This window comes from Beggiatoa alba B18LD, from assembly GCF_000245015.1.
GTDB lineage: Bacteria > Pseudomonadota > Gammaproteobacteria > Beggiatoales > Beggiatoaceae > Beggiatoa > Beggiatoa alba.
The window spans coordinates 2,095,696-2,117,275 of the sequence record NZ_JH600070.1 but is presented as its reverse complement, the minus strand read 5'-3'; the positions used below and the strand labels follow the sequence as shown (position 1 = coordinate 2,117,275).

Here is a 21,580-nt window from a genome sequence, read left to right as displayed (position 1 = left end):
CCTCAGAAAACGATTAAAAAACGATGAAAATATTGATTATAGGTAATGGGGGGCGCGAACACGCCTTAGCATGGAAAGTCGCTCAATCGCCGACTGTGCAAAAGGTGTTTGTTGCACCTGGAAATGCAGGTACAGCACGAGAAGCGAAAGTCGAGAATGTACCAATTAAGAGTGATGATATTCATACATTGGTTAATTTTGCCCGACAACAGCAAATTGATTTAACCATTGTTGGCCCTGAAGCCCCTTTAGTAGCAGGCGTGGTGGATAAATTTCGCATAGCAGGCTTGCGTTGTTTTGGTCCAACCAGTGGCGCGGCACAGTTAGAAGGTTCAAAGGCATTTACAAAGGACTTTTTAGCACGTCATGCCATTCCAACAGCAACTTATCAGCATTTTACGGAAATTCAGCCCGCTATTGATTATATTCACGCTAAAGGCGCGCCTATTGTGGTTAAAGCGGATGGCTTAGCCGCTGGTAAAGGCGTGATATTAGCGCAAACTGAGGCTGAAGCCATTGCCGCTGTTGAGGATATGTTAGCAGGCAATGCGTTTGGCAGTGCTGGCAGTCGTGTGGTGATTGAAGAGTTTTTAGTTGGGGAAGAAGCCAGTTTTATTTGTATGGTGGACAGTGAACATATTCTGCCGATGGCGACCTCTCAAGACCATAAAGCCCGTGATGATGGGGACAAAGGGCCAAATACGGGGGGAATGGGGGCCTATTCGCCTGCGCCTGTGGTGACTGCGGATGTGCATGAAAAAATCATGCGTTTGGTGATTGAACCAACCGTAAAAGGCATGGCAGCGGAAGGCATACCTTACACAGGATTTTTATATGCAGGTGTCATGATAGACCCACAAGGCAATCCAAAAGTCTTGGAATATAATTGCCGTTTTGGCGACCCTGAAACTCAGCCGATTATGATGCGTTTGCAATCTGACCTTGTTGAATTATGCAATGCTGCCTTGGATAAACGCTTGCATGAAGTCAATGCGCAATGGGATGAACGTGTGGCGTTAGGTGTCGTTTTAGCCGCAGGGGGTTATCCAAATGACTACGCTAAAGGCGATGTAATTCAAGGCTTAGACCAGCTAACAGCGGACAATGTCAAAGTGTTCCATGCAGGGACAGCGGAAGAACATGGGCAAGTGGTCACAAATGGCGGTCGGGTGTTGTGTGTGTGTGCGTTAGGTCACAGCGTCAAAACGGCACAACAAGATGCTTATGCCCAGATTCAGAAAATTCAGTGGAATAAGATGTATTGTCGCCATGATATTGGCTATAGAGCGATTGCCCGCGAAGGTTAGACTTAAATCTTCATTGGCTGACGCTTTTTAAAGTGATGTTTAGCATAAGTTAAAACACGGATACCATCGTTTTAAACGGTGTTATCCGTTTTCATTTACAAGGGGCGATTGTTTTTTTATGAATAAATCCCGACACGATATTATTTTCGGTATTCATGCCGTGCAAGCGGTCTTACAAAATGACGCAAGTCGTATTTTAGAAATTTGGGTGCAAGAAGGCAGACAAGATGCCCGTATTGAGGGTTTATTAAATCAAGCACGCCAACATGATTTAACCATTCAAACTGTTGCTAAGAAAACCTTAGATAAACAAGTGGAAGAGGGCAGTAATCATCAAGGCATTATCGCCCGCTGTAAAGCACAAGCGATGCAAACCCAAGACGATTTAGCCCAATTACTCGAGCAATTGACCGTTCCCCCTTTTTTATTAATCTTGGATACCGTTCAAGACCCGCATAACTTGGGTGCGTGTTTACGCACAGCCGATGCCGCAGGCGTGCACGCCGTGATTGTGCCAAAAGATAAAGCCTGTGGTTTATCACCTGTGGTACGCAAAGTTGCATCAGGTGGCGCAGAAAGCGTGCCATTGATTCAAGTCACGAATTTAGCCACAACTTTACGTTGGTTAAAAGAACAAGGGGTGTGGATAATTGGCACAGCGGGGGAAAGTCAACAATCACTTTTTGCGACTGAACTAACTGGCGCGTTAGCAATTGTTCTAGGGGCAGAAGGGACAGGCTTACGGCGTTTAACACAGGAATTATGCGATACGCTCGTAAAAATCCCTATGTTTGGACAAGTAGAAAGCTTAAATGTATCTGTTGCGACAGGAGTTTGCCTTTACGAAGCCGTGCGACAACGTACTAACGCAACATGAAAGCAGTTAATTTAACTATCTAACGTTAAAATTTCTAACCAGACTCCTGCTTCTTTATCGGATGGTACTTTGGTTTTTTTCACGCTTAACGACATGATGCAAGAATGTCCGCCAGCCACTTCACTAAAAATAGTGCTATTCAACGAATCCATGACACGCCCAATTAATCCTTCTAAGTCAGGGCCGTAAGGAAAGCGGGCGGGAAATTTATCAGCAGGCAACAGAAAGTTAAGTTTTAAAACACAAACCCCTTTGATTTTTGGCAGGTTTTTGGTTTGCTCGACAATAGCATTTTGCCAATTCCTTAAAAGCAACTGTCCAATCTCATCTTTTGTTTTACCGTAAGGAACACCAATAATTTTTTGTGAAATACGTTGCATTGTTGTGTATCTTTATTGTTTAAACATGACACTATGTAATGATGTATTTACTCAATACTAGACGGTATGCAGTAATCTTGCCATACATAATAATGATTATGCCACTCACACTTAATCAAATAATGCGCATTTGCGCGATACCTGATTGAGTGTTTATCAACACCTAATCATAAAGTTGTCAACATCTTGTCTGTTGTTTATCGCCTATGGGGGTAAGATAACAGATAAATTAGGTTATTTTATAAATAAATGAACAGTAGGTTATAGTTTTTTATGTCTAAACACATTCCCAAAGTCGGTTTTATTTCGCTAGGTTGTCCAAAAGCAACCGTTGATTCTGAACGTATTCTGACGCAATTACGCGCAGAAGGATATTTAATTACACCCAGTTATGACGATGCCGACCTCGTGGTTGTAAATACCTGTGGTTTTATCGATGAAGCAGTACAAGAATCATTAGAAGTGATTGGCGAAGCATTACACGAAAATGGGCGCGTCATTGTAACAGGCTGTTTAGGCGCAAAAGGCGATACGGTTAAAAACGTTCATCCCGCTGTATTAGCCGTTACAGGGCCCAATGCCTTACCCGAAGTCATGAATGCGATTCATCAAGCCCTACCGCCAGAGCACGACCCCTATGTTGATTTAGTCCCACCGGGTGGGATTAAATTAACACCCCGTCATTACGCCTATATCAAAATAGCAGAAGGCTGTAACCAACAATGCAGTTTCTGCATTATTCCCAGTATGCGCGGGAAATTAGTCAGCCGTCCGATTGGCGAAATTTTGGACGAAGCTGAAAAATTAGTCAGTGCGGGTGTGCGTGAACTCCTGATAGTTTCCCAAGATACCGCCGCTTATGGGGTTGACCAAAAATATAAATTAGATTTTTGGCAAGGCAAACCGCTCAAAACCCAAATTCACGAATTAACCAAAGCCTTAAGTACCTTAGGTGTTTGGGTACGCCTGCATTATATCTACCCCTATCCACATATAGACCGACTCGTTGAACAAATGGCTGAGGGCATTGTTATTCCCTACTTAGATGTTCCTCTACAACACGGCAACCCACGTATTTTAAAAGCCATGCGTCGCCCTGCGGATGCAGAAAATATGCTGCAACGAATTCAACACTGGCGTGATATCTGTCCTGAAATTGCATTACGCAGTACGTTTATTGTTGGCTTTCCCGAAGAGACAGAAGCAGAGTTTGAAGAACTCCTCGATTTTATCCGTGAAGCCCGTTTAGACCGAGTCGGTGCATTTGCTTACTCTCCCGTAGAAGGCGCGAGTGCAAATCAGTTACCGAATCCGATTCCTGAAGAAGTAAAAGAAGAACGCCTTGCCCGTTTCATGGCGGTACAAAGTGAAATCAGCGCGGATAAATTGCAGGAAAAAATTGGCGAGCGTGTGATGGTCATGATAGACGAAGTGACTTCAGAAGGCATTTATGCCCGCACCTATGCCGATGCACCAGAAATTGATGGCATGGTGATTTTACCGCCTGATGAATATGACGAACTCAGCGTTGTTCCAGGGGATTTATGGGAAGTCACTATTACCGATGCTGATGAACATGATTTATATGCAGATTTCTATTTAGACGATGAGGAATCGATTTAATCGTATCCTTGTTTAATTGGATAAATTGTTTTCTTCCTTATCGTTTTATAGTGCGTTTGCTATAAAAACAAGATTCACCAGACAAGATTAAAAAATTGTCTGAATCAGGATTTTCAGGATTAGCAGGATTAAAAAGCGTGATTCACCTGACTTTTTGGTTTGAGAGTTTTAAATCCCGCTAATCCTGATTCAGACAAGAAAAAGCTTACCCAAATTAAGCCAATAAGTTTAAAAATCTTATTCGCCAAACTCGGGTTAAAAAACAAATTATTCCATATGTCGTAAAGTCATCAACGGTGGTTTATGCAAAACTTTCCGCGTTCCAAAAAGTCCCGCTAATCCCACGCCTAATGCACCACCGACAATGCCGATTAACCATAAAATTGGATTAAAGCTATAAGATAACTCAAAAATTTGTACCGCTAATATCCAACCAATTAAGCCCGCCACACTTGCTGCTAGTAATCCTGCTAATCCACCTAATAAACTGAATTCAGACAGTAAACCCATGAGCACTTGACGACGGGTCGCGCCTAAAGTCCGCAATATCGCGCTTTCATATAAACGCTCTTCATAAGTCGCTGATAAGGCGGCATATAATACCATCACGCCTGATAATAAGGTGAATAAGAAAACGTATTGAATCCCCAACACAGCTCTGTCCATCAATGTCCGCACTTGTTGCAGAATTACGTTTAAATCGAACACCGTTACCCCATTAAATGTACGCGCTAAATCAGGCATTAAATGACTGCGGTCTGGCGATAAATAGAAACTGGTGACATAGGTTCGCGGTAAATTTACCGTTGTATCAGGACTGCCTAAAACGAAGAAATTCACGTTAAACGTGTCCCATTTAACTTGTCGTAAACTGGTGACTTTTCCCTCAATTTCTTGCCCACCGACGCTAAAGCGTAAAACATCACCCATTTTAATGCCCATATCGCGGGCAAAATCTTCTTCGACAGATAATTCTTGTGTGGTTTTATCATGTTGAAAAACGCCCTCAATAATTTCATTATCCTTTGGCAAAGTCGCTGCACTGGATAAATTAAAGGTGCGTTCGGTAAAACGGCGGGCGCGGTCATTGTCATAATTTTCCGCGACTAATGGCTTCCCATTGATAGATACAAAACGCCCAACCGCCATGGGGTAAAAACCGCTCGTTGTTAATTGCTGTTTTTCCAAATAAGCCTTTAACGGTTCGACTTGTTCGGGTTGAATATTGACGAGAAAATAATTCGGTGTTCCTTCTGGAATATTGCGTTGCCATGCGTTTAGCAAGTCTACACGCACCACCGCGAGCAGTAATAACGCCATAATACCCAAGCCAAAAGCGGTTAATTGAATACTGCTTGCACGTAAACGTCTGGTTAAATTACTTAAACCAAATCGCCACGTTACCCCGACATTGTCGCGTACTCCCCGCAGGCTATACACCAAGCCATACGCTACCGCACTCAATAAAACCAGTGTTAATAACACGCCTAAAATTAACCAGCCCGCCAGTTTAATATCGCCCGCTTGCCATAGTAATAAGCTCAACATGGCAATGCCTGCAACGCCTAACACTTGACGCGCCCGTGCTGGGGTTGCATTGAGTTCATGACGTAAAACCCGCAACGGTGGTACTGCATGAATGCGTAAAATCGGCGGTAAAGCAAACCCCAATAAGGTGATAAAACCCACCGCAACCCCCATAAATAATGGGCTAAAGCTAGCGGTGGGTAATATGCCACTGCTGGGAATAAAAGTTGCCAAAATCGTGGCAAGTAAACTTTGTGCCAGCCATCCCGCCAAGCACCCAAATAAACTGGCAAATAAGCCCAGCCAGAGCATTCGCCAGAGATAAATCTGCATAATTAAACGTTGCGACGCGCCCAAACAGCGCATAATGGCACTGGTATCGGCTTGTTTATCGGCAAAATGTCGCGCTGCTACGGCTATCGCTGCGCCTGCTAAAATAACCGCGACTAACGCTGCTAAGCCTAAAAATTGTTCCGCACGGCGCAACGCTATATTAAATTGTGGGTTATTGTCTTCGACTCCTTTGATAGTCTGGTCGTTTTTTAAGTTGGGGCTTAACCATGTGCGATAGTTTGCAATAGCATTGTTTTCACCCGCAATTAATAATTGATAATTCACACGGCTACCGATACTGATTAAACCAGTTTCCGCAATATCGGCTAAATTCAATAGAATACGGGGCGCAAGTTGAAAAAATAATCCTGTGCGGTCAGGCTCATAGGTCACTAATTTTTCAATCGTGAATGTTGAACGTCCAATTTGCAGACTATCGCCGATTTTAACTTTAAGCTGTGCTAATAAACGCCCATCAATCCAGACTTTACCGCGTTCAGGAATGGCATTCGCAACGTTATCTGCATCGAATGCATTATTCGCAATCCGCAATTCGCCCCGTAATGGGTAGCCCGCGCTAACAGCTTTTAATGCGACTAACACCGTTTCATCATCACGGACTAATACCGTTGGAAAACTTAAGACATTCGCCGTTTTTAACTGTTGCTGTTCTGCGGTCTTTTGATATTCTTCAGGTAAGGCAAACGCAGAACTCACTCGAATGTCTGCGCCCAACATATCCGCCGCTTGGCGTGCCATGACTTGATAAACGCGGTCAGTAAAAAATCCGACTGAAGTCACTGCCGTGACAGCGACCAATAAGGCAAGGGCAAGAATACGTAGTTCAGGCGTGCGCCAATCGCGGGATAAATTTCGAAATGCCAAGAGAAATGCTTGCATCGTCATCTCCTACGCGCTGGGACTGGCTGATGACACAACGCGCCCGTTATCTAAGGTATAACGACGGTCACAACGATTGGCTAATTCATTATCATGCGTCACCAATACTAATGCTGTGCCTTGTTCTTCCCGTAACTTAAAAAGTAACTCGACAATTCGATGTCCTGTTGCTTGGTCAAGATTACCCGTCGGCTCATCGGCAAATAGAACTTGTGGCTGTCCTGCAAATGCTCGTGCTAGGGCAACGCGCTGTTGTTCACCACCTGATAATTGCTGTGGCGTATGTTGTAAACGATGACTTAAGCCGACTTGCTCTAATAAACTGCTCGCACTGGCTTTGGCTCGATTATCGCCCGCTAATTCTAACGGCAACATCACATTTTCTAATGCAGTTAATCCTTGTAACAAATGAAAAGATTGAAACACAAAGCCCACTTTGCCCGCCCGTAATTTCGCCCGTCCGTCCTCATCCAATTGATTTAAAGAAGTCCCTAATAAAGTTACTTCGCCTGTACTTGGATTATCTAAGCCTGCCAATAATCCCAATAAGGTAGATTTTCCTGAACCTGACGCACCGACAATGGCGACGGCTTCCCCTTGTTGAATGTGTAAGTCAACCGCACTTAACAAGGTCAATACCCCTTCAGGGGCATGGACTTGTTTACCTACCTGCTCTGCTTTCACGACTGTTTTTAAGGATTCTGTCATCATGTTAAAAAACCTGTTGTTTTGTCTTGTGCTCTTATTATGGGGTGGGTTTACGCAGGCAAAAACCCCTACCCTATTAGTTGTGGGGGATAGCTTGAGTGCAGGCTATGGAATTACTCTCGAACAAGGCTGGGTCGCGTTATTAGAAAAACGTTTAACCAATGATGAAAAATATCAGGCGTGGAAGGTGGTTAACGCCAGCATTAGCGGTGATACGACCAGTGGCGGACGAGCGCGATTATCCGCTTTATTAAGTACGCATCAACCGCAAGTTGTCATTTTAGAATTGGGGGGGAATGATGGTTTACGTGGGTTGAATTTAAAGGAAATGCGCGAAAATTTAATGCGGATGATTACTGAAAGCCAACAAGCAGGCGCGACGGTGATTTTATTCGGGATGAAAATCCCCCCGAATTATGGTGAAGTTTATACTCAGCGGTTTGAGCAAATTTATCAGCAATTAGCAAGCGAGTATCAGTTAATTTTCCTGCCTTTTTTCTTGGAGGGGGTTGCAGGCATTCCAGAAAAGATGCAAGCCGATGGCATTCACCCAAAAGCGGAAGCTCAAGCGCAATTATTAGAGAATGTTTGGTCGACACTTGAACCTGTCTTACAGTCGCAGAAACAGGAGTGAAAAATAAGGAAGGTGTTTTATAAAAACAGTCGATTCTAAACAAGATTAAAACATTGTCTGAATCAGGATTTTCAGAATTTAAACCCCTTAAACCGAGAAATTAAGGTAGAATCATGCTTTTTAATTCTGCTAATTCTGAAAATTCTGTGAATTCTGATTCAGACAAAAAAAGACCTGCTAGGGTTTAAAAATCTAGCAGGTCTCTATTTTGTTTTATAAATCTCGCCGAACTCAAGTTAAAATTAAAACATTGTCTGAATCAGGATTTTCAGAATTAACAGGATTTAAACCCCTAAAACCAAAAAAGTCGGGTGAATGACGCTTTTTAATTCTGCTAATTCTGAAAATTCTGTGAATTCTGATTCAGACAAGCTGTTGTCTTTTTAAAAGAAACCCTCCGAACTCAGGTTAGCTTAAGAACGAAACAATCGGGAATATTGCGTTTCATGTAACGCGCTACTGATAGCAAGCATCGGGGAGAAAATGCCTATTTCTGCATCTGTTAGTTGTAAACTGCGTTCAACACATTGCGGGATAAGCATTTGTGTGTGTAAAAGAATGCGTTGTCCTGCGGTTTGTCCGAGTGGAATGAGTTTAACCGCTGCCATCGTTTGATTTTCGAGCCAACTCCATGCGTAACCTGTCAGGGTTTCAGTAACAGGGATTTGCCAGTGTACGGCGGCTAGGCTGAAGAGGGTCGCGTAGCAAGTCGCCTTTTGTTGTTGATAAAAATCTTGGGCATGAGGAATATTAAGCTCTTTGAGTAAGCGAGCTAGGGCTAATCCTAAATGTTTATCTTCCGCACGTAGTTCGGCGGATTCTCGAGATGCATATAAATAGCTATTCCATTCCTCAATTTGTTCAAGGTCGTTGTTTTGCCATGCATGGTGTAAACGGGCAAGGATAGCAAGGTCTAAGTAGGTCAGTGTGTTTTGTAATAGTCCTGTTATCCATGTCTGTGTGCTGGCTTCATCTTGTATCCATTGTTGATGGGTTGCTGATTCTAATCCTTGTGAATAGGCAAACATGCCAACGGGTAAGGTTGGGCTAACAAGGTGAAGGAGATGGAGCAGGGGTGTCAGGTGCATGTTTTAGTGTTTTAGAATGTCTTTGACTAGTTGGCGGTCGCTAAAGTATAGGCATTGGTCGCCAATTTCTTGATAGTCTTCATGCCCTTTGCCTGCAATAAGGACGATGTCTTGTCTCATCGCGTGTTGAATGGTTGCGCGAATGGCTTCTTCTCGATTGGCAATGACGCGGGGTTGTACAGGCGCGTTTGTGTGACAGCCTGCGAGAATATCTCGAATGATGGCATTTGAGTCTTCTTGGCGGGGGTTGTCGTCTGTAATCACGACTTGATCAGCAATGGTTTGGGCGATTTCTCCCATGAGGGGGCGTTTGCCTCGGTCACGATTGCCACCACAGCCAAAGACGCAATAAAGTTGCCCTTTACAGTGTTGTCTGAGTGTCAATAAGACTTTTTGCAGGGCATCAGGTGTGTGTGCGTAGTCAACAATAATTGTGGGGCTGTCATCCGTGTGGAAGTATTCCATGCGTCCCGCGACGGGTTTTAAATGGGGTAGGGATTTTATTACGGTATCAAAAGGAATGTTGTAACTGAGTAGAACACCGACAGCCGCAAGGACATTGCTGATATTAAATTGTCCAAAGAGGGGAATAGAGACTTGTTGTTGTCCAACGGGAGTTTTTAGCAGTAGGGTACAGCCTTGTAAATCGCGGTTAATAATCTCTGCTGAAATCATTGGTTTATTCATGAGATTATCAGTATCTAGTCCATAGGTGAGGCAGTGTACATGGTTGGGTAGGCGTGCGAGAAAATTGCGCCCGACGGGGTCATCGATATTAATGACTGCGTTTTCTAGCCCTTCCCATTGGAAAAGTAGCCGTTTAACTTCGGCGTATTCTTCCATCGTTTGATGGTAGTCTAAGTGGTCACGACTGAGATTTGTAAAGACGGCTGTTTTAAAGTGAAGTGCGTTAACACGTCCTTGGGCAAGTGCGTGGGAGGAGACTTCCATCGAAACATCCGTAATATTTTTAGCGCGAAATTCGGCAAAAATGGCTTGTAGTTGGAGCGCGTCGGGGGTGGTATGGTGTGTGGATATTAGGTTGTATTCTTTATAAGTGGTATAGCCCAGTGTACCGATGAGTGCCGTGGGGGTTTGGTCATTGAGTAGTTGTGCAATGAAATGACAGACGGAGGTTTTACCATTTGTACCTGTAATGCCTGTCAAACGCATGTTGTTTGCAGGATATTGGTAAAAACGGGCTGCTATTTCGCCGAGTTGTTGGCTGAGATTGGGAATGGATATGCAGGGAATTTGGTCATTGAGCAGTTCAAAACGGGAAACAGGTGCTTCTTTTAGAATAGCAACAGCACCGCGGGCGATAGCATCGTTAATATAAATCTCGCCATGTTTTTTTGTGCCTGCAAGGGCGAAAAAAACCGCACCCGTATTCACAAGCTGGCTGTTGTTGTGTAGCTGGTAAATTTGGGGGTTATGGGCGGATGGTAATAACGTATTGTCGTTTAATAAATCGGATAGGTACATGTCGTTAGTTGTCGTTTATTTGTTGGTTGTCGATTTACTGTTGTTCGCCGTTGGATTAGATAGCGTTGGTTTTTCTGACGCTTTTGTGTTTTTGTCCGTTGGTTTGGTGGTTGCTGGTGTTTTATTATCTGGTGTTGTAACGCTTGGGGGTGTTTCTGTTCTTGGCGTGCAAATAATGAACGGAATTTCGCGTGTTAGTTTACAGTCTGAATTAGGGGCGACAAAGAGCGTTTTAATCACTGCGATGAGAATGACGGCCGCTACAATAACCGACATGAGTTTAAGTAGCATAAGCGAAATTTCTACCAGTTTTTGTAATATGTCTATGGTGTTTTTTAACAGGTAGAGCAGGGCTTTTGCTACGCTGAGTATGATTGCAGTGATAACTAAAATAGCAAAAACTTGTTTAACAGGGAGTCCAGAGCTTGTGAACGCGCTTTTAAAGAAAGCCCCTGCTTGACTGAACAGGCTAACACATAAGGCAAGAAAGTCATCCCATAGTGGCATGTCAAGAAAAATCCTATATGAGCGGCACGGTATCAGGAGCGCGGGGCGTGATAAAACGCTGTGACTTATGCGGTGTTATCTGAGTTTCTTTTCAGCTTTTTCACGTAATTCTAGCAAGCTTTTATCCGTGGGGTTAATTTGTAGCCCTGCCTCGATGAAGGTCATACTGGCTTTGTAGTCGCCTTCTTTTTGTTTCGTGCTTGCGTGTTTTTGATATTGTTTCACAATATTTTTAATCCCTTCCGTTGCTTTTTTATTGTTTGGCGACATTTCTAAAACGGCTTGGTAACTGGCGTAAGCATTATCATCTTTTGGGGTTAGGTATTTACGTTGGTCGACTTGTTTATCCGCTTTTTCGAGTAAGGCTTTGACAATATCTTGTAGCAGGACTTTTGCCATTTCGCTGGTAGGATAAATGGCAATGATGTCTTGATAAGTGGCGTAGGCATTGTTGCCATCAGGATTGATTAAATTGCCTTTTTGTATTTGTGCACTGGCTTGTTTTTGCAAAGTATTTAGCATTGAGTTCATTAATGCTTGGGTATCTTTGTTTTCTGGGGCAATTTCGTTGAGTTTGCGATACATCTCAAAAGCTCCGCCACTGCTGGTAATGCGTCCCCGTTCTACGGCTTTTTGACTCTGTTCAATATAACGCTTCACAATTTGTTCACGCACTTTGTCCGCTGCATCAGGCGATATTTTTTTTAAGGCTTCGTAGGTTTCAAAAGCATTATCCCCAGCAGGTGTGGTTAAGCGGGTGCGTTCAATTTGCTTTTGCGCTTTATCAACTAACGTTGCAACTTCATCCACTGGTTGCGCTGGTGGTGGGGTTTGCACTGTATTTGTTGTAGCAATGGTTTCAGTGGGGGGGGGCGTTGTCGTCGGTGTTGCGGTTGGCGTTGGGTTAGTTTGTGGGGCTTCTGTATTATTGGTATTACTATTACTTGTCGGTGGCGTTGTTTCGGTTTTTGTTTCTGTTGGCGTTGGGGCTGGTTTCGCTTCTATGGGTTTAGCGGTAGCGACGGTTTGGGGTGTTTTATCGTCTGTTTTAGGTTTTTCTACAAAATTCGTGGGAGGTTTAGGCGGATCAACGGGTTTTAAAGGGGTCATAACGGCTGAGTTTGATTTAGTTGCCGTATGGTGTTCACTTGCATTTGCAGTATTGTCAGGGGTGACAGGTGCATTTTCTTCTGTGGGGGAACTTTCTAAAAAGGAGTGTGGGATATGGGGAGATACGTAGGCTAAACCAGCGACAACCCCAATGATCATAAGTCCCCCCATGCTAAGTGCCGTATAATTTCGAGTGGGGGATTGGTTTGCCACAACAATCCGATCTTTAAAAACTGGATCAGAACCCATCTTAATTTGCATTGTGTATGACCCTTTAATTCAGTAGTGACCAAAAGCGATGAGTTGTTAATTATAAGGTTATATCCTGTGATTTAAACAGATTTAAATGACAGTGTGGTAAATGGTATATGTCTTTTTATTTAGCTAACCATGGGTTTATTGTACCGCGAATGATGGTTTAGTATGTCAGTTATGCCGTTTATCTTTGTAAGGAGAGATGGTTTAACATAGATAAAAATGCAGATGAGGATAGAGAATGAAATTACATTTAGCGACATCAGATAACATTAATTATATTCAAGCTTATGATAAAACTAGTATTACTATTCGAGAAAAGCAGTATTTAAATAATGTGTTAATTATGCCGACTCGCTTGGAGGCATGGACAGCAACAGGATTTTCTACGTTGACCGCAGATGATTTTATGATTTTAACGACGTGGAAGCCCGCACTGGTTTTATTGGGAACAGCAGATAAATTACGCTTTCCCCCCAGTGAAGTCTTAAGTCCCTTGATTAAGCTGGGAATTGGGGTAGAAGTGATGGATAGGTATGCGGCTTGTCGCACATTTAATATTTTAGTGGCAGAGGGGCGCGATGTTGCCGCTGCATTGTTACTCACTGAGTAATTGGTTGGTTAGCCGTTGCATAAAGCATTCGCACTGATGTAGTTGCTCGGTGGTGATAAATTCGTTAGGTTTATGCGCTTGCTGAATACTGCCTGGTCCGCAGATAATCGTGGAAACTCCTGCTTGTTGAAAGAGTCCGCCTTCTGTACCAAAACTGACTTTGCCAACTTGTTCGGTAACGGCTAATTGTTTAGCAAGTGTGACGATTTCCTCTGTTTCTGCGGTATTTAGGCTTGCAAAGGTGGCAAGTTCTTCCCAAATAAACCCCACATCTGTTGTGACTGATTGCATTTCTGGCAGTAACTTACGTTCTGCAAATGCTATGATTTCAGCTAATAATTGTTGTCCGTCCTGATTGGGTAAATAGCGAAATTCAAAATCAAATACGCAATGTTCGGGAACGATGTTTAATGCTGTTCCCCCCTGAATTTTGCCCGTGTGTATGGTGGTGTAAGGGGGGTCAAAACTATCATCCCAAGGGCCTTTATCCCGTAAACGACGCGCCATATTCTTTAAATAGCCAATTATTTCAGCCGCATATTCTACTGCGTTCACACCTTGATGGGTTAGGCTAGAGTGGCAGGATTGTCCGTGAACATGACAGCGCATACTAATCTTGCCTTTATGGGCTTGTATCACGCGCATTTCAGTTGGTTCACCAATCACACAAAAACGCGGGCGTATTGTTTGCTCTGCGAGATTTGCAATTAAACGTCGTACCCCTAAACAGCCTACTTCTTCATCATAAGAAAAGGCTAAATGAATCGGCATTTTTAGGGGGTGTTCTGCCCAATACGGTACAAAAGCAAGGCAGACAGCCAAAAAGCCTTTCATGTCGGTACTGCCCCGTCCAAATAATTTTCCTGCTTGTTCGACGAGATGAAAAGGTTCTGTTTGCCAGTTTTGTCCATCCACAGGTACAACATCTGTGTGTCCAGACAATAAAATACCGCCTGTTGTTGCCTTACCAATCGTTGCGTATAAATTGGCTTTTTTTCGGCTATCGTCAAATGTCAAGGTTGAATCAATTTGCCATTGTGCTAAGTAATCGCGGACGAACTCAATTAATTGCAGATTTGAATAGCGACTCGTTGTATCAAACGCGATTAATTGCGCCAGTAAAGGTTGACTGATGGGGTAAGGTGGCGGTTGTGGCATCATGATTTTAATCGCTTATTTTATCTAGGCGTTGTTTTAAGTCTAAAAACATTTGACGCACAACGGTTAATTCTTTTTTAACTTGCTGATAGTCGTCCATCAATCGTAAATAGCCGATAGCTAACCACAGGAAAACGAGGGGCGCACTTAAAACGTACATGACATTTCCAATTTCACTGGGAGTCATGATGCTTAATAAGCGAAAATCGAGGTCTAACAAAAACAGAATGCTTGTTAACCATAATAGGCTAATCAAGATACCAAAAATAATATAACGCTTTGTATAAGGAGAATACTGAGACATTACAAAAACCTTTCGCTATTTCTCATCCATGCTTTAATGACATTTTATGCACATCTTATGCCGATAAAAAATAGATTTTTTAGTTCAAAAACAAGTTATTATAGTGACCGTACCATAAAGTGATTTAAATCTAGGACTGGCAGTCCTGTGAGGACTGTCAGTCCTCCATGTCGTTTTATAATACGTTTGCTATATCATTAAATTACAATAGTGAATATTGAATAAAATAAAAGCTGATAACCCATCAAGAATTATCAGCTTTATTGATGTACTACGCTAACTATAGCTTGAACTAGCTACACGTCGCTACTTGCCCGTGACGCGCGTTTGCGGTCGTTTTCGCCCAGTAATTGTTTACGAATCCGTACTGCTTTTGGGGTAACTTCAACTAATTCATCATCATCAATGAATTCTAAGGCTTGTTCTAAAGAGTAACGAATCGGTGGTGTTAATAAAATATTTTCATCAGAACCCGCCGCGCGAATATTGGTTAATTGCTTGGCTTTTAATGGGTTGACGACGAGGTCATTGCTACGAGAGTGAATCCCAATCACCATGCCTTCGTAAACTGCATCGCCATGACCGACAAATAAGCGTCCGCGCTCTTGTAAGGTGAATAAGGCATAAGCAACGGCTTTACCTGCCCCGTTTGCAATCAACACGCCGTTGTTACGTTGTCCGATGCTGCCTGCTTTCATTGGACCATAATGGTCGAAAATGTGATAAAGCAAGCCTGTGCCTGAGGTTGCAGTTAAGAACTCTGTACGGAAGCCAATTAAACCGCGTGAAGGAATTTCAAAGTCTAAGCGAACACGCCCTTTGCCGTCTGGTGTCATGTTCAGTAAATCGGCTTTACGATTGCCGAGTAATTCCATGATTGTCCCTTGATGCGTTTCTTCCACATCAACGGTTAAACTTTCAAAGGGTTCATGACGAACGCCATCAATAATTTTGGTAATAACTTGCGGACGTGATACACCTAATTCATACCCTTCACGGCGCATGTTTTCAATTAAAATCCCTAAGTGTAATTCGCCCCGTCCTGACACGATAAATTTATCAGGGTCATCGGTGTCGGCAACCCGTAGCGCGACGTTATGTAATAATTCCCGCTGTAAGCGTTCACGAATTTGGCGAGAAGTGACATATTTCCCATCTTGTCCTGATAAAGGAGACGTATTGACTTGGAAAGTCATGCTCACGGTTGGTTCATCTACGGTTAACGCAGGTAAAGCAACAATATGGGTAGGGTCACAGATGGTGTCGGAAATATATAAGGGGTCTAAGCCTGTAAACGCAATAATATCGCCCGCAGTTGCTTCGGGCATTTCTACACGGTCTAAACCGTGGAAACCGAAGACTTGTAAAATCCGCCCTTGCCGTTTTTCGCCTTTTGTATCAATGACTGCAACAGGGGTATTGGTTTTGATGCGTCCGCTAGAAATTCGTCCAATCCCGATAATACCGACATAGCTGGAGTAATCTAGGGCACTTACTTGTAATTGGAATGGTTCATCAGGGTCAACATCAGGAATCGGTACATGTTCAATAATGGCTTCAAACAGGATTTGCATATCTCCCCCACGGATATCAGAGGTTAAACCTGCATAACCTTGTAAACCAGAGGCGTAAATCACGGGGAAATCTAATTGCGCTTCATCTGCGCCTAAACGGTCGAATAAGTCGAATGTTTGGTCTAATACCCAATCAGGGCGTGCGCCATCACGATCGACTTTATTAATGACAACAATCGGACGTAAACCACGTTGTAACGCTTTTTGTGTGACGAAACGGGTTTGAGGCATAGGACCATCAACGGCATCAACCAGTAGTAACACGGAGTCAACCATAGACAGCACCCGCTCGACTTCGCCGCCGAAATCGGCGTGTCCAGGTGTGTCAACGATGTTAATACGGTAATCATTCCACCGAATGGCGGTATTTTTAGCGAGAATGGTAATCCCACGTTCCTTTTCAATGGCGTTGGAGTCCATCACACGTTCGCCTAAATTAGAACGTTCATCTAACGTCCCTGATTGACGCAACAACTTATCGACTAAGGTTGTTTTTCCATGGTCGACGTGGGCAATAATGGCAATATTACGTAATTTACTAATCACAAACGATTCTCACTAAGGGATGATAACTGGGGTAATTATACTGGAAATATGAAACAGATAGCGGGCTAGGTCACTGTGAATTTTTTATGACAATGACGATAAAGGTTTTTTATATCCATAAAAGACGGGAATTATCCTAGTAAAAAAAGCAGTTACCTTTACCGCTTTATCGAACAGGATATTTTATCCTATTTAACCTAAGTTCGGCGAGTTTCTTTTAAAAAGACAATAGTTTGTCTGAATCAGAATTCACAGAATTTTCAGAATTAACAGAATTTAAAACCCTTAAACCAAAAAATTAAGGTGAATCATGCTTTTTAATTCTGCTAATTCTGTGAATTCTGATTCTGATAATTTATTGAATTTATTGAGCTTTGCCGACTAAGGCTTCTATTTCTGCAACGGTTTTCGGGGTCTTTGCGGTCAGCACAACATGACCTGTTTCGGTGATTAAAATATCGTCTTCAATGCGAATGCCAATATTCCACCATTTGGGGTCTATATCATCGCTGGCAGGAATATAGATACCAGGTTCTACGGTAAAAACCATGCCTGCTACCAGCGTGCGCCATGTCTCATCAATTTTATAATCGCCAACATCATGCACATCCATGCCTATCCAGTGTCCTGTACGATGCATAAAAAAGCGTTTATAACCGCAACTGCTTAACTGTTCTTCTACTGTCCCTGTCAGTAGTCCCAACTTTACCAAGCCTGTCGTAATGACTTTTACGGCTGCCTCATGCGGGGCTTGCCACGTGTTGCCCGCTTTAGATTGTTCAATCGCGGCATATTGTGACTCTAAGACTAATTCATAGATGGCTTTTTGTTCAGCTGTAAATTGACCATTTACGGGAAAAGTTCTTGTAATATCAGATGCATAGTAATCATACTCAGCCCCTGCATCAATCAGGACTAAATCCCCCGCTTTTAACAGAGATGTATTTTCGGTGTAGTGCAGAATGCAAGCATTTTCTCCCGCACCGACTATCGAGGGATAAGCAGGAAAACTGCTACCACTACGCTTGAATTCATGTTGCAATTCGGCTTCTATTTCATATTCATAAAGACCTGCACGACAATATTGCATTGCGCGAATATGTGCACGGCTGGCAATATCTGCCGCAGTTTGCATGGCTTGAATTTCTGCGGGACTTTTGAATAAACGCATTTCGTGCAAAATATGGTCTAAGGCAATCATTTCGCGCGGTGCGTTGATGCCTGTCCGTGATTTGTCCCGTAATTGATTAATCCACGCTAGCACTTTTTCGTCGAAACTGGGATAACATCCCATTGGATAGTAAACCCGTTTACAACTTTCTAATAAACCGGGCACGATGTCGTCGATGTCCGTAATTGGGAAAGCGTCATCTGCGCCATAGTATTCACATGCCCCTTCTAAGCCTGCCCGCCGTCCGTTCCATGTTTCTTTTTCAGGGTCACGCTCACGACAAAATAATAAATATTGTCCCTGTTTACGTTCAGGAATCAGCACTAATAAAGCGTCTGGTTCAGCAAAGCCTGTTAAGTAGTAAAAATTACTATCTGGACGATAGGGAAAATGAACATCACGATTGCGAATCTGCTCAGGAGCGGTAGGAAGCAAAGCAATACTGCCTTTACTCATCAGATTCATAAGGGATTGACGGCGGCGAGCAAATTCTTGTTGTTCCATAGCCTTAACATCTTGGTCGGTGGTTAAATGGATTAATCATGCTGGCAAAGTGCAACAGGACTATTGTTATTTTTTCAGCGATTAACGCAGTTTTTATATGCCTAGCTATGAATGTCACAAACTAAGACACCTACAGCGGCAATAAAACCAGTGTAGGTGTGGTTGCAAAACACGGAGCAGTTACGAGGGCATCGTTGGCAGTTGAATATTTTCTTCGGCGGTTTCATAAAAATTAGAAACCCCAATCCGAATATATTCAACCAATTCCATATAAGCCGCTTCGTCCTCTTCTGTGCTAGTAGTCAGGGGGGCAAGATGGGAAATATTTAGCACATCTTTGATAAAGTCTTGAATATTTTCTTCAAATTGTCGAATATCATGCAATCCTGCCAAACTAAGCCCAAAAATGAAGCCTTCACACCAACCGCTTAAGGCTTGGGTGCGAGTGTAGAGCGGTTCGTCATCTTGCGGAATTAAAAGGCTAAATTCAAAATTATCTGCATTCAGTTGATGTTGCGTATATTCCCGTAATGCAATCAACTGTTGTTGTGCTTCTTCGGCTAACAGGTCTTTCCCACTACTTTCACCCAATACGTGTTTTATCCAACATTCATAAGACGTATCATGGGGAGAGGCACAGAGCATACCACATAGAATGCCATGTGCTTCAGCAATATCCATCAATGCGCCAACTTGTTGTAATGATTTATTTAAAGGTTGATAAAAATCAACTTTCATCATGGATTACCCTCGAATCCGTTGCACACGGGTGACGACATCTAAATGTCGTAATTGACGCATGATAGAAGCAAGATGGTCACGATTGCGCACATGTATCGTTAATTTCATGATGCTATTTAAGCCATCACGAGGTTCGCTACTCATTTGGTCTATATTAACCTCTAATTTATATAAGGTTGTTGCGACAGTAGCTAGCACCCCTGGACGATTTGGCACATCGAGACGGATATCAACAAAGAATGTTCCCTCTGTTTCTGCATCCCATTCAACGGCTAACCATTTTTCATATTGGTGCTTATATTCGGCAATGTTTTTACAGGATTTCGTGTGTACAGTAATGCCTTTGCTACTACTGACAAATGCGGTAATTTCATCACCAGGTATGGGACGACAGCAACGGGCAAAAGTCATTAAAACGCCTTCTGTCCCTTTAATAATAAGCGGACGATTACTGCCTTCGATATGCTCTTCTTGCGTTAAGGGCAGAACTTTAGACGGCTCTTTATTGGCGAGTGGGTCAAATTGACGAGCAACAATCAGCGCGATGATATTGCCAAAACCGATTTCGGTTAACAGCGTTTCCATCGTCTCAAATTTAAAATGCGTCAATAAATGCTTTTGTTGCTCACTATCTAAGGTTTCCACGCTCAATTGATAAGCCGCTAACTCCTGATTAAGCATTCGTCTGCCAACTTCTTGGGCTTCCTCATGTTGCATTTTGCGCAAGAAACGCCGAATACGCGCAATTGCTCGCCCTGTCACGACAAAATTAAGCCATGTCGGGTTAGGACGCGCCCACTCATTAGTTAGAATATCAACGGTTTGTCCGCTGACTAATGGCGTAGATAAAGGCATATATTGATTATCAATTTTAACCGCACTGCATTTATCGCCAATATTGCTATGAACCGCATAAGCAAAATCAACCGCCGTCGCGCCACTGGGTAACTGGAGAATTTTTCCTTTTGGCGTAAAGACGTACACTTCATTAGGAAACAAATCCATTTTAAAGTGTTCTAAAAACTCCATAGAATCAATGGCATTCTTTTGCATATCAACCAGACTACGCAACCAATTATTGGCTTGTTGACGAATCACTTGCCGACAATCATGCGCTTGTTCTGGATTTTCGCCGAGCTTATATAATCCAAAAGCACTGATACCACGCTCGCCAATTTCGTGCATTTCGCTGGAGCGTATTTGCACACAGATAGGCATCCCTTGAGGGCCCATTAAGGTAGTGTGTAAAGACTGATAACCATTACTTTTTGGTACTGCGATATGATCACGAAACTTCTCTTCTACAGGTTTATATAGTCCATGAACAACACCTAAAGCTCGATAACAGTTATCAACGTCATTTGTGATAATGCGAAAGGTAGCAACATTAGTCACTTGTAAAAAAGTTTTACGACGATTATCTTTTATATCAGAGGCTTTACGATGTTTCATCCGCTGATAAATGCTGTAATAATGCCGTTCACGAATACAGGGTTTAGCCTCAACCTGTTGACGAGTGAGATGCTGTTCCATTGCCGTTTGAATACTACGCATCAATTCTCCGCGTTTACTCGCTAATTTATCCATATGATGTATTAAGGTACGGTAACGATAAGGATAAATGGCGGAAAAACTTAAATCTTGCAACTCCCTATAGATAGAGTCCATGCCTAAACGGCGGGCGATAGGCGCGTAAATTTCTAATGTTTCTTTAGCAATACGGATTTGTGAACTACGTTTTTTCATCGCACTAATCGTGCGCATATTATGTAATCGATCTGCCAGTTTAATGATAATGACCCGTAAATCGTGATTCATGGCAATAATCATTTTTTGAAAACTGGCTGCCTGTGTCTGTTCACGATTATCTAAAGGCATACGGGTTAATTTAGTGACTCCATCCACTAAATCCGCAACTGTTTCACCAAACGCGGCGACTAACAGGCTTTTAGACGTTTCAGTATCTTCAATAACATCATGCAAAATTGCAGCGCAAAGCGTTTGGTAATCCATCTGCAATTTCGCCAAAATATAAGCGACCGCCAACGGGTGAAAAATATAGGCTTCACCAGATTGACGTATTTGACCATCATGGGCTTCCGCGGCAAATAAATAGGCGTGATAAACTTCTTTAACTTGTTGCGGTTCGAGATATTTTTCAATCAACGCACAAACATCGCTGATTAAAATACGGTTAATGAGACTACACGGCGCAGACATGATAGTGACATCCAA

Annotated in this window: 18 protein-coding genes; 5 read left to right on the top strand and 13 right to left on the bottom strand. The window is 42.8% G+C overall.

Features of this window, described 5'->3' with window-relative positions; genetic code table 11:
• Positions 1 to 23 precede the first annotated feature (23 nt).
• Both purD and rlmB read left to right on the top strand, forming a co-directional pair.
• Positions 24 to 1,307, top strand: coding sequence for a phosphoribosylamine--glycine ligase (purD, locus tag BEGALDRAFT_RS08610; RefSeq protein ID WP_002685724.1), 1,284 nt, complete (start codon positions 24 to 26; stop codon positions 1,305 to 1,307).
• A 118-nt stretch (positions 1,308 to 1,425) separates the two neighbouring features.
• Positions 1,426 to 2,184 (top strand): 23S rRNA (guanosine(2251)-2'-O)-methyltransferase RlmB, encoded by a 759-nt coding sequence (gene rlmB, locus BEGALDRAFT_RS08605; RefSeq protein ID WP_002685722.1) that lies wholly within the window; start codon positions 1,426 to 1,428, stop codon positions 2,182 to 2,184.
• An 11-nt stretch (positions 2,185 to 2,195) separates the two neighbouring features.
• Here the strand turns inward: rlmB and BEGALDRAFT_RS08600 are convergent, their stop codons facing one another.
• Complete coding sequence (locus BEGALDRAFT_RS08600; protein WP_002685720.1) at positions 2,196 to 2,564, bottom strand: hypothetical protein; 369 nt, start codon at positions 2,562 to 2,564, stop codon at positions 2,196 to 2,198.
• Between the two features lie 273 nt (positions 2,565 to 2,837).
• On the opposite strand from BEGALDRAFT_RS08600, the gene rimO reads away from it, so the two are divergent.
• Entirely contained in the window at positions 2,838 to 4,187 is a 1,350-nt protein-coding gene (rimO, locus tag BEGALDRAFT_RS08595) for a 30S ribosomal protein S12 methylthiotransferase RimO (RefSeq protein ID WP_002685719.1), read from the top strand.
• Between the two features lie 267 nt (positions 4,188 to 4,454).
• Here the strand turns inward: rimO and BEGALDRAFT_RS08590 are convergent, their stop codons facing one another.
• Positions 4,455 to 6,947, bottom strand: coding sequence for an ABC transporter permease (locus tag BEGALDRAFT_RS08590; RefSeq protein WP_002685717.1), 2,493 nt, complete (start codon positions 6,945 to 6,947; stop codon positions 4,455 to 4,457).
• 9 nt (positions 6,948 to 6,956) lie between these two features.
• Positions 6,957 to 7,655, bottom strand: coding sequence for an ABC transporter ATP-binding protein (locus tag BEGALDRAFT_RS08585; RefSeq protein WP_002685714.1), 699 nt, complete (start codon positions 7,653 to 7,655; stop codon positions 6,957 to 6,959).
• A 1-nt stretch (position 7,656) separates the two neighbouring features.
• Here BEGALDRAFT_RS08585 and BEGALDRAFT_RS08580 point away from each other — a divergent pair, with 1 nt between their 5' ends.
• A complete protein-coding gene (locus BEGALDRAFT_RS08580) occupies positions 7,657 to 8,289 on the top strand; it encodes an arylesterase (RefSeq protein WP_002685713.1) in 633 nt (210 codons plus the stop codon).
• A gap of 413 nt (positions 8,290 to 8,702) precedes the next feature.
• Here the strand turns inward: BEGALDRAFT_RS08580 and BEGALDRAFT_RS08575 are convergent, their stop codons facing one another.
• The 4 genes from BEGALDRAFT_RS08575 to BEGALDRAFT_RS08560 form a co-directional block, all read right to left on the bottom strand.
• A complete protein-coding gene (locus BEGALDRAFT_RS08575; protein ID WP_002685711.1) occupies positions 8,703 to 9,377 on the bottom strand; it encodes an urease accessory protein UreF in 675 nt (224 codons plus the stop codon).
• Between the two features lie 3 nt (positions 9,378 to 9,380).
• Positions 9,381 to 10,862, bottom strand: a complete 1,482-nt coding sequence (locus tag BEGALDRAFT_RS08570; RefSeq protein ID WP_002685710.1) for a UDP-N-acetylmuramoyl-L-alanyl-D-glutamate--2,6-diaminopimelate ligase — start codon at positions 10,860 to 10,862, stop codon at positions 9,381 to 9,383.
• A gap of 15 nt (positions 10,863 to 10,877) precedes the next feature.
• Positions 10,878 to 11,369: a hypothetical protein gene (locus BEGALDRAFT_RS08565; protein WP_002685709.1), complete on the bottom strand. Its 492-nt coding sequence runs from the start codon at positions 11,367 to 11,369 to the stop codon at positions 10,878 to 10,880.
• A gap of 75 nt (positions 11,370 to 11,444) precedes the next feature.
• On the bottom strand, positions 11,445 to 12,740 hold the full coding sequence (locus BEGALDRAFT_RS08560) for a tetratricopeptide repeat protein (RefSeq protein WP_002685708.1): 1,296 nt from the start codon (positions 12,738 to 12,740) through the stop codon (positions 11,445 to 11,447).
• Between the two features lie 235 nt (positions 12,741 to 12,975).
• Between BEGALDRAFT_RS08560 and BEGALDRAFT_RS08555 the strand changes: the two genes are divergently transcribed.
• A complete protein-coding gene (locus BEGALDRAFT_RS08555; RefSeq protein WP_002685707.1) occupies positions 12,976 to 13,347 on the top strand; it encodes an Mth938-like domain-containing protein in 372 nt (123 codons plus the stop codon).
• On the opposite strand, the gene argE is transcribed toward BEGALDRAFT_RS08555, so the two are convergent.
• The 6 genes from argE to BEGALDRAFT_RS08525 all read right to left on the bottom strand — a co-directional run bounded on the left by argE (position 13,333) and on the right by BEGALDRAFT_RS08525 (position 21,565).
• Entirely contained in the window at positions 13,333 to 14,508 is a 1,176-nt protein-coding gene (gene argE, locus BEGALDRAFT_RS08550) for an acetylornithine deacetylase (protein ID WP_002685706.1), read from the bottom strand. The genes BEGALDRAFT_RS08555 and argE overlap by 15 nt on opposite strands.
• A 4-nt stretch (positions 14,509 to 14,512) precedes the next feature.
• Positions 14,513 to 14,809, bottom strand: coding sequence for a hypothetical protein (locus tag BEGALDRAFT_RS08545; protein WP_002685705.1), 297 nt, complete (start codon positions 14,807 to 14,809; stop codon positions 14,513 to 14,515).
• A gap of 296 nt (positions 14,810 to 15,105) precedes the next feature.
• Positions 15,106 to 16,929, bottom strand: coding sequence for a translational GTPase TypA (typA, locus tag BEGALDRAFT_RS08540; RefSeq protein WP_002685704.1), 1,824 nt, complete (start codon positions 16,927 to 16,929; stop codon positions 15,106 to 15,108).
• Between the two features lie 364 nt (positions 16,930 to 17,293).
• Entirely contained in the window at positions 17,294 to 18,604 is a 1,311-nt protein-coding gene (pepP, locus tag BEGALDRAFT_RS08535) for a Xaa-Pro aminopeptidase (RefSeq protein ID WP_002685703.1), read from the bottom strand.
• 180 nt (positions 18,605 to 18,784) lie between these two features.
• Positions 18,785 to 19,345 carry a UPF0149 family protein gene (locus tag BEGALDRAFT_RS08530; RefSeq protein WP_002685702.1) on the bottom strand — a complete coding sequence of 187 codons (561 nt, stop codon included), beginning with the start codon at positions 19,343 to 19,345 and terminating at the stop codon, positions 18,785 to 18,787.
• Positions 19,346 to 19,348: 3 nt separating this feature from the next.
• Positions 19,349 to 21,565, bottom strand: coding sequence for a RelA/SpoT family protein (locus tag BEGALDRAFT_RS08525; RefSeq protein ID WP_002685701.1), 2,217 nt, complete (start codon positions 21,563 to 21,565; stop codon positions 19,349 to 19,351).
• Positions 21,566 to 21,580: the final 15 nt, after the last annotated feature.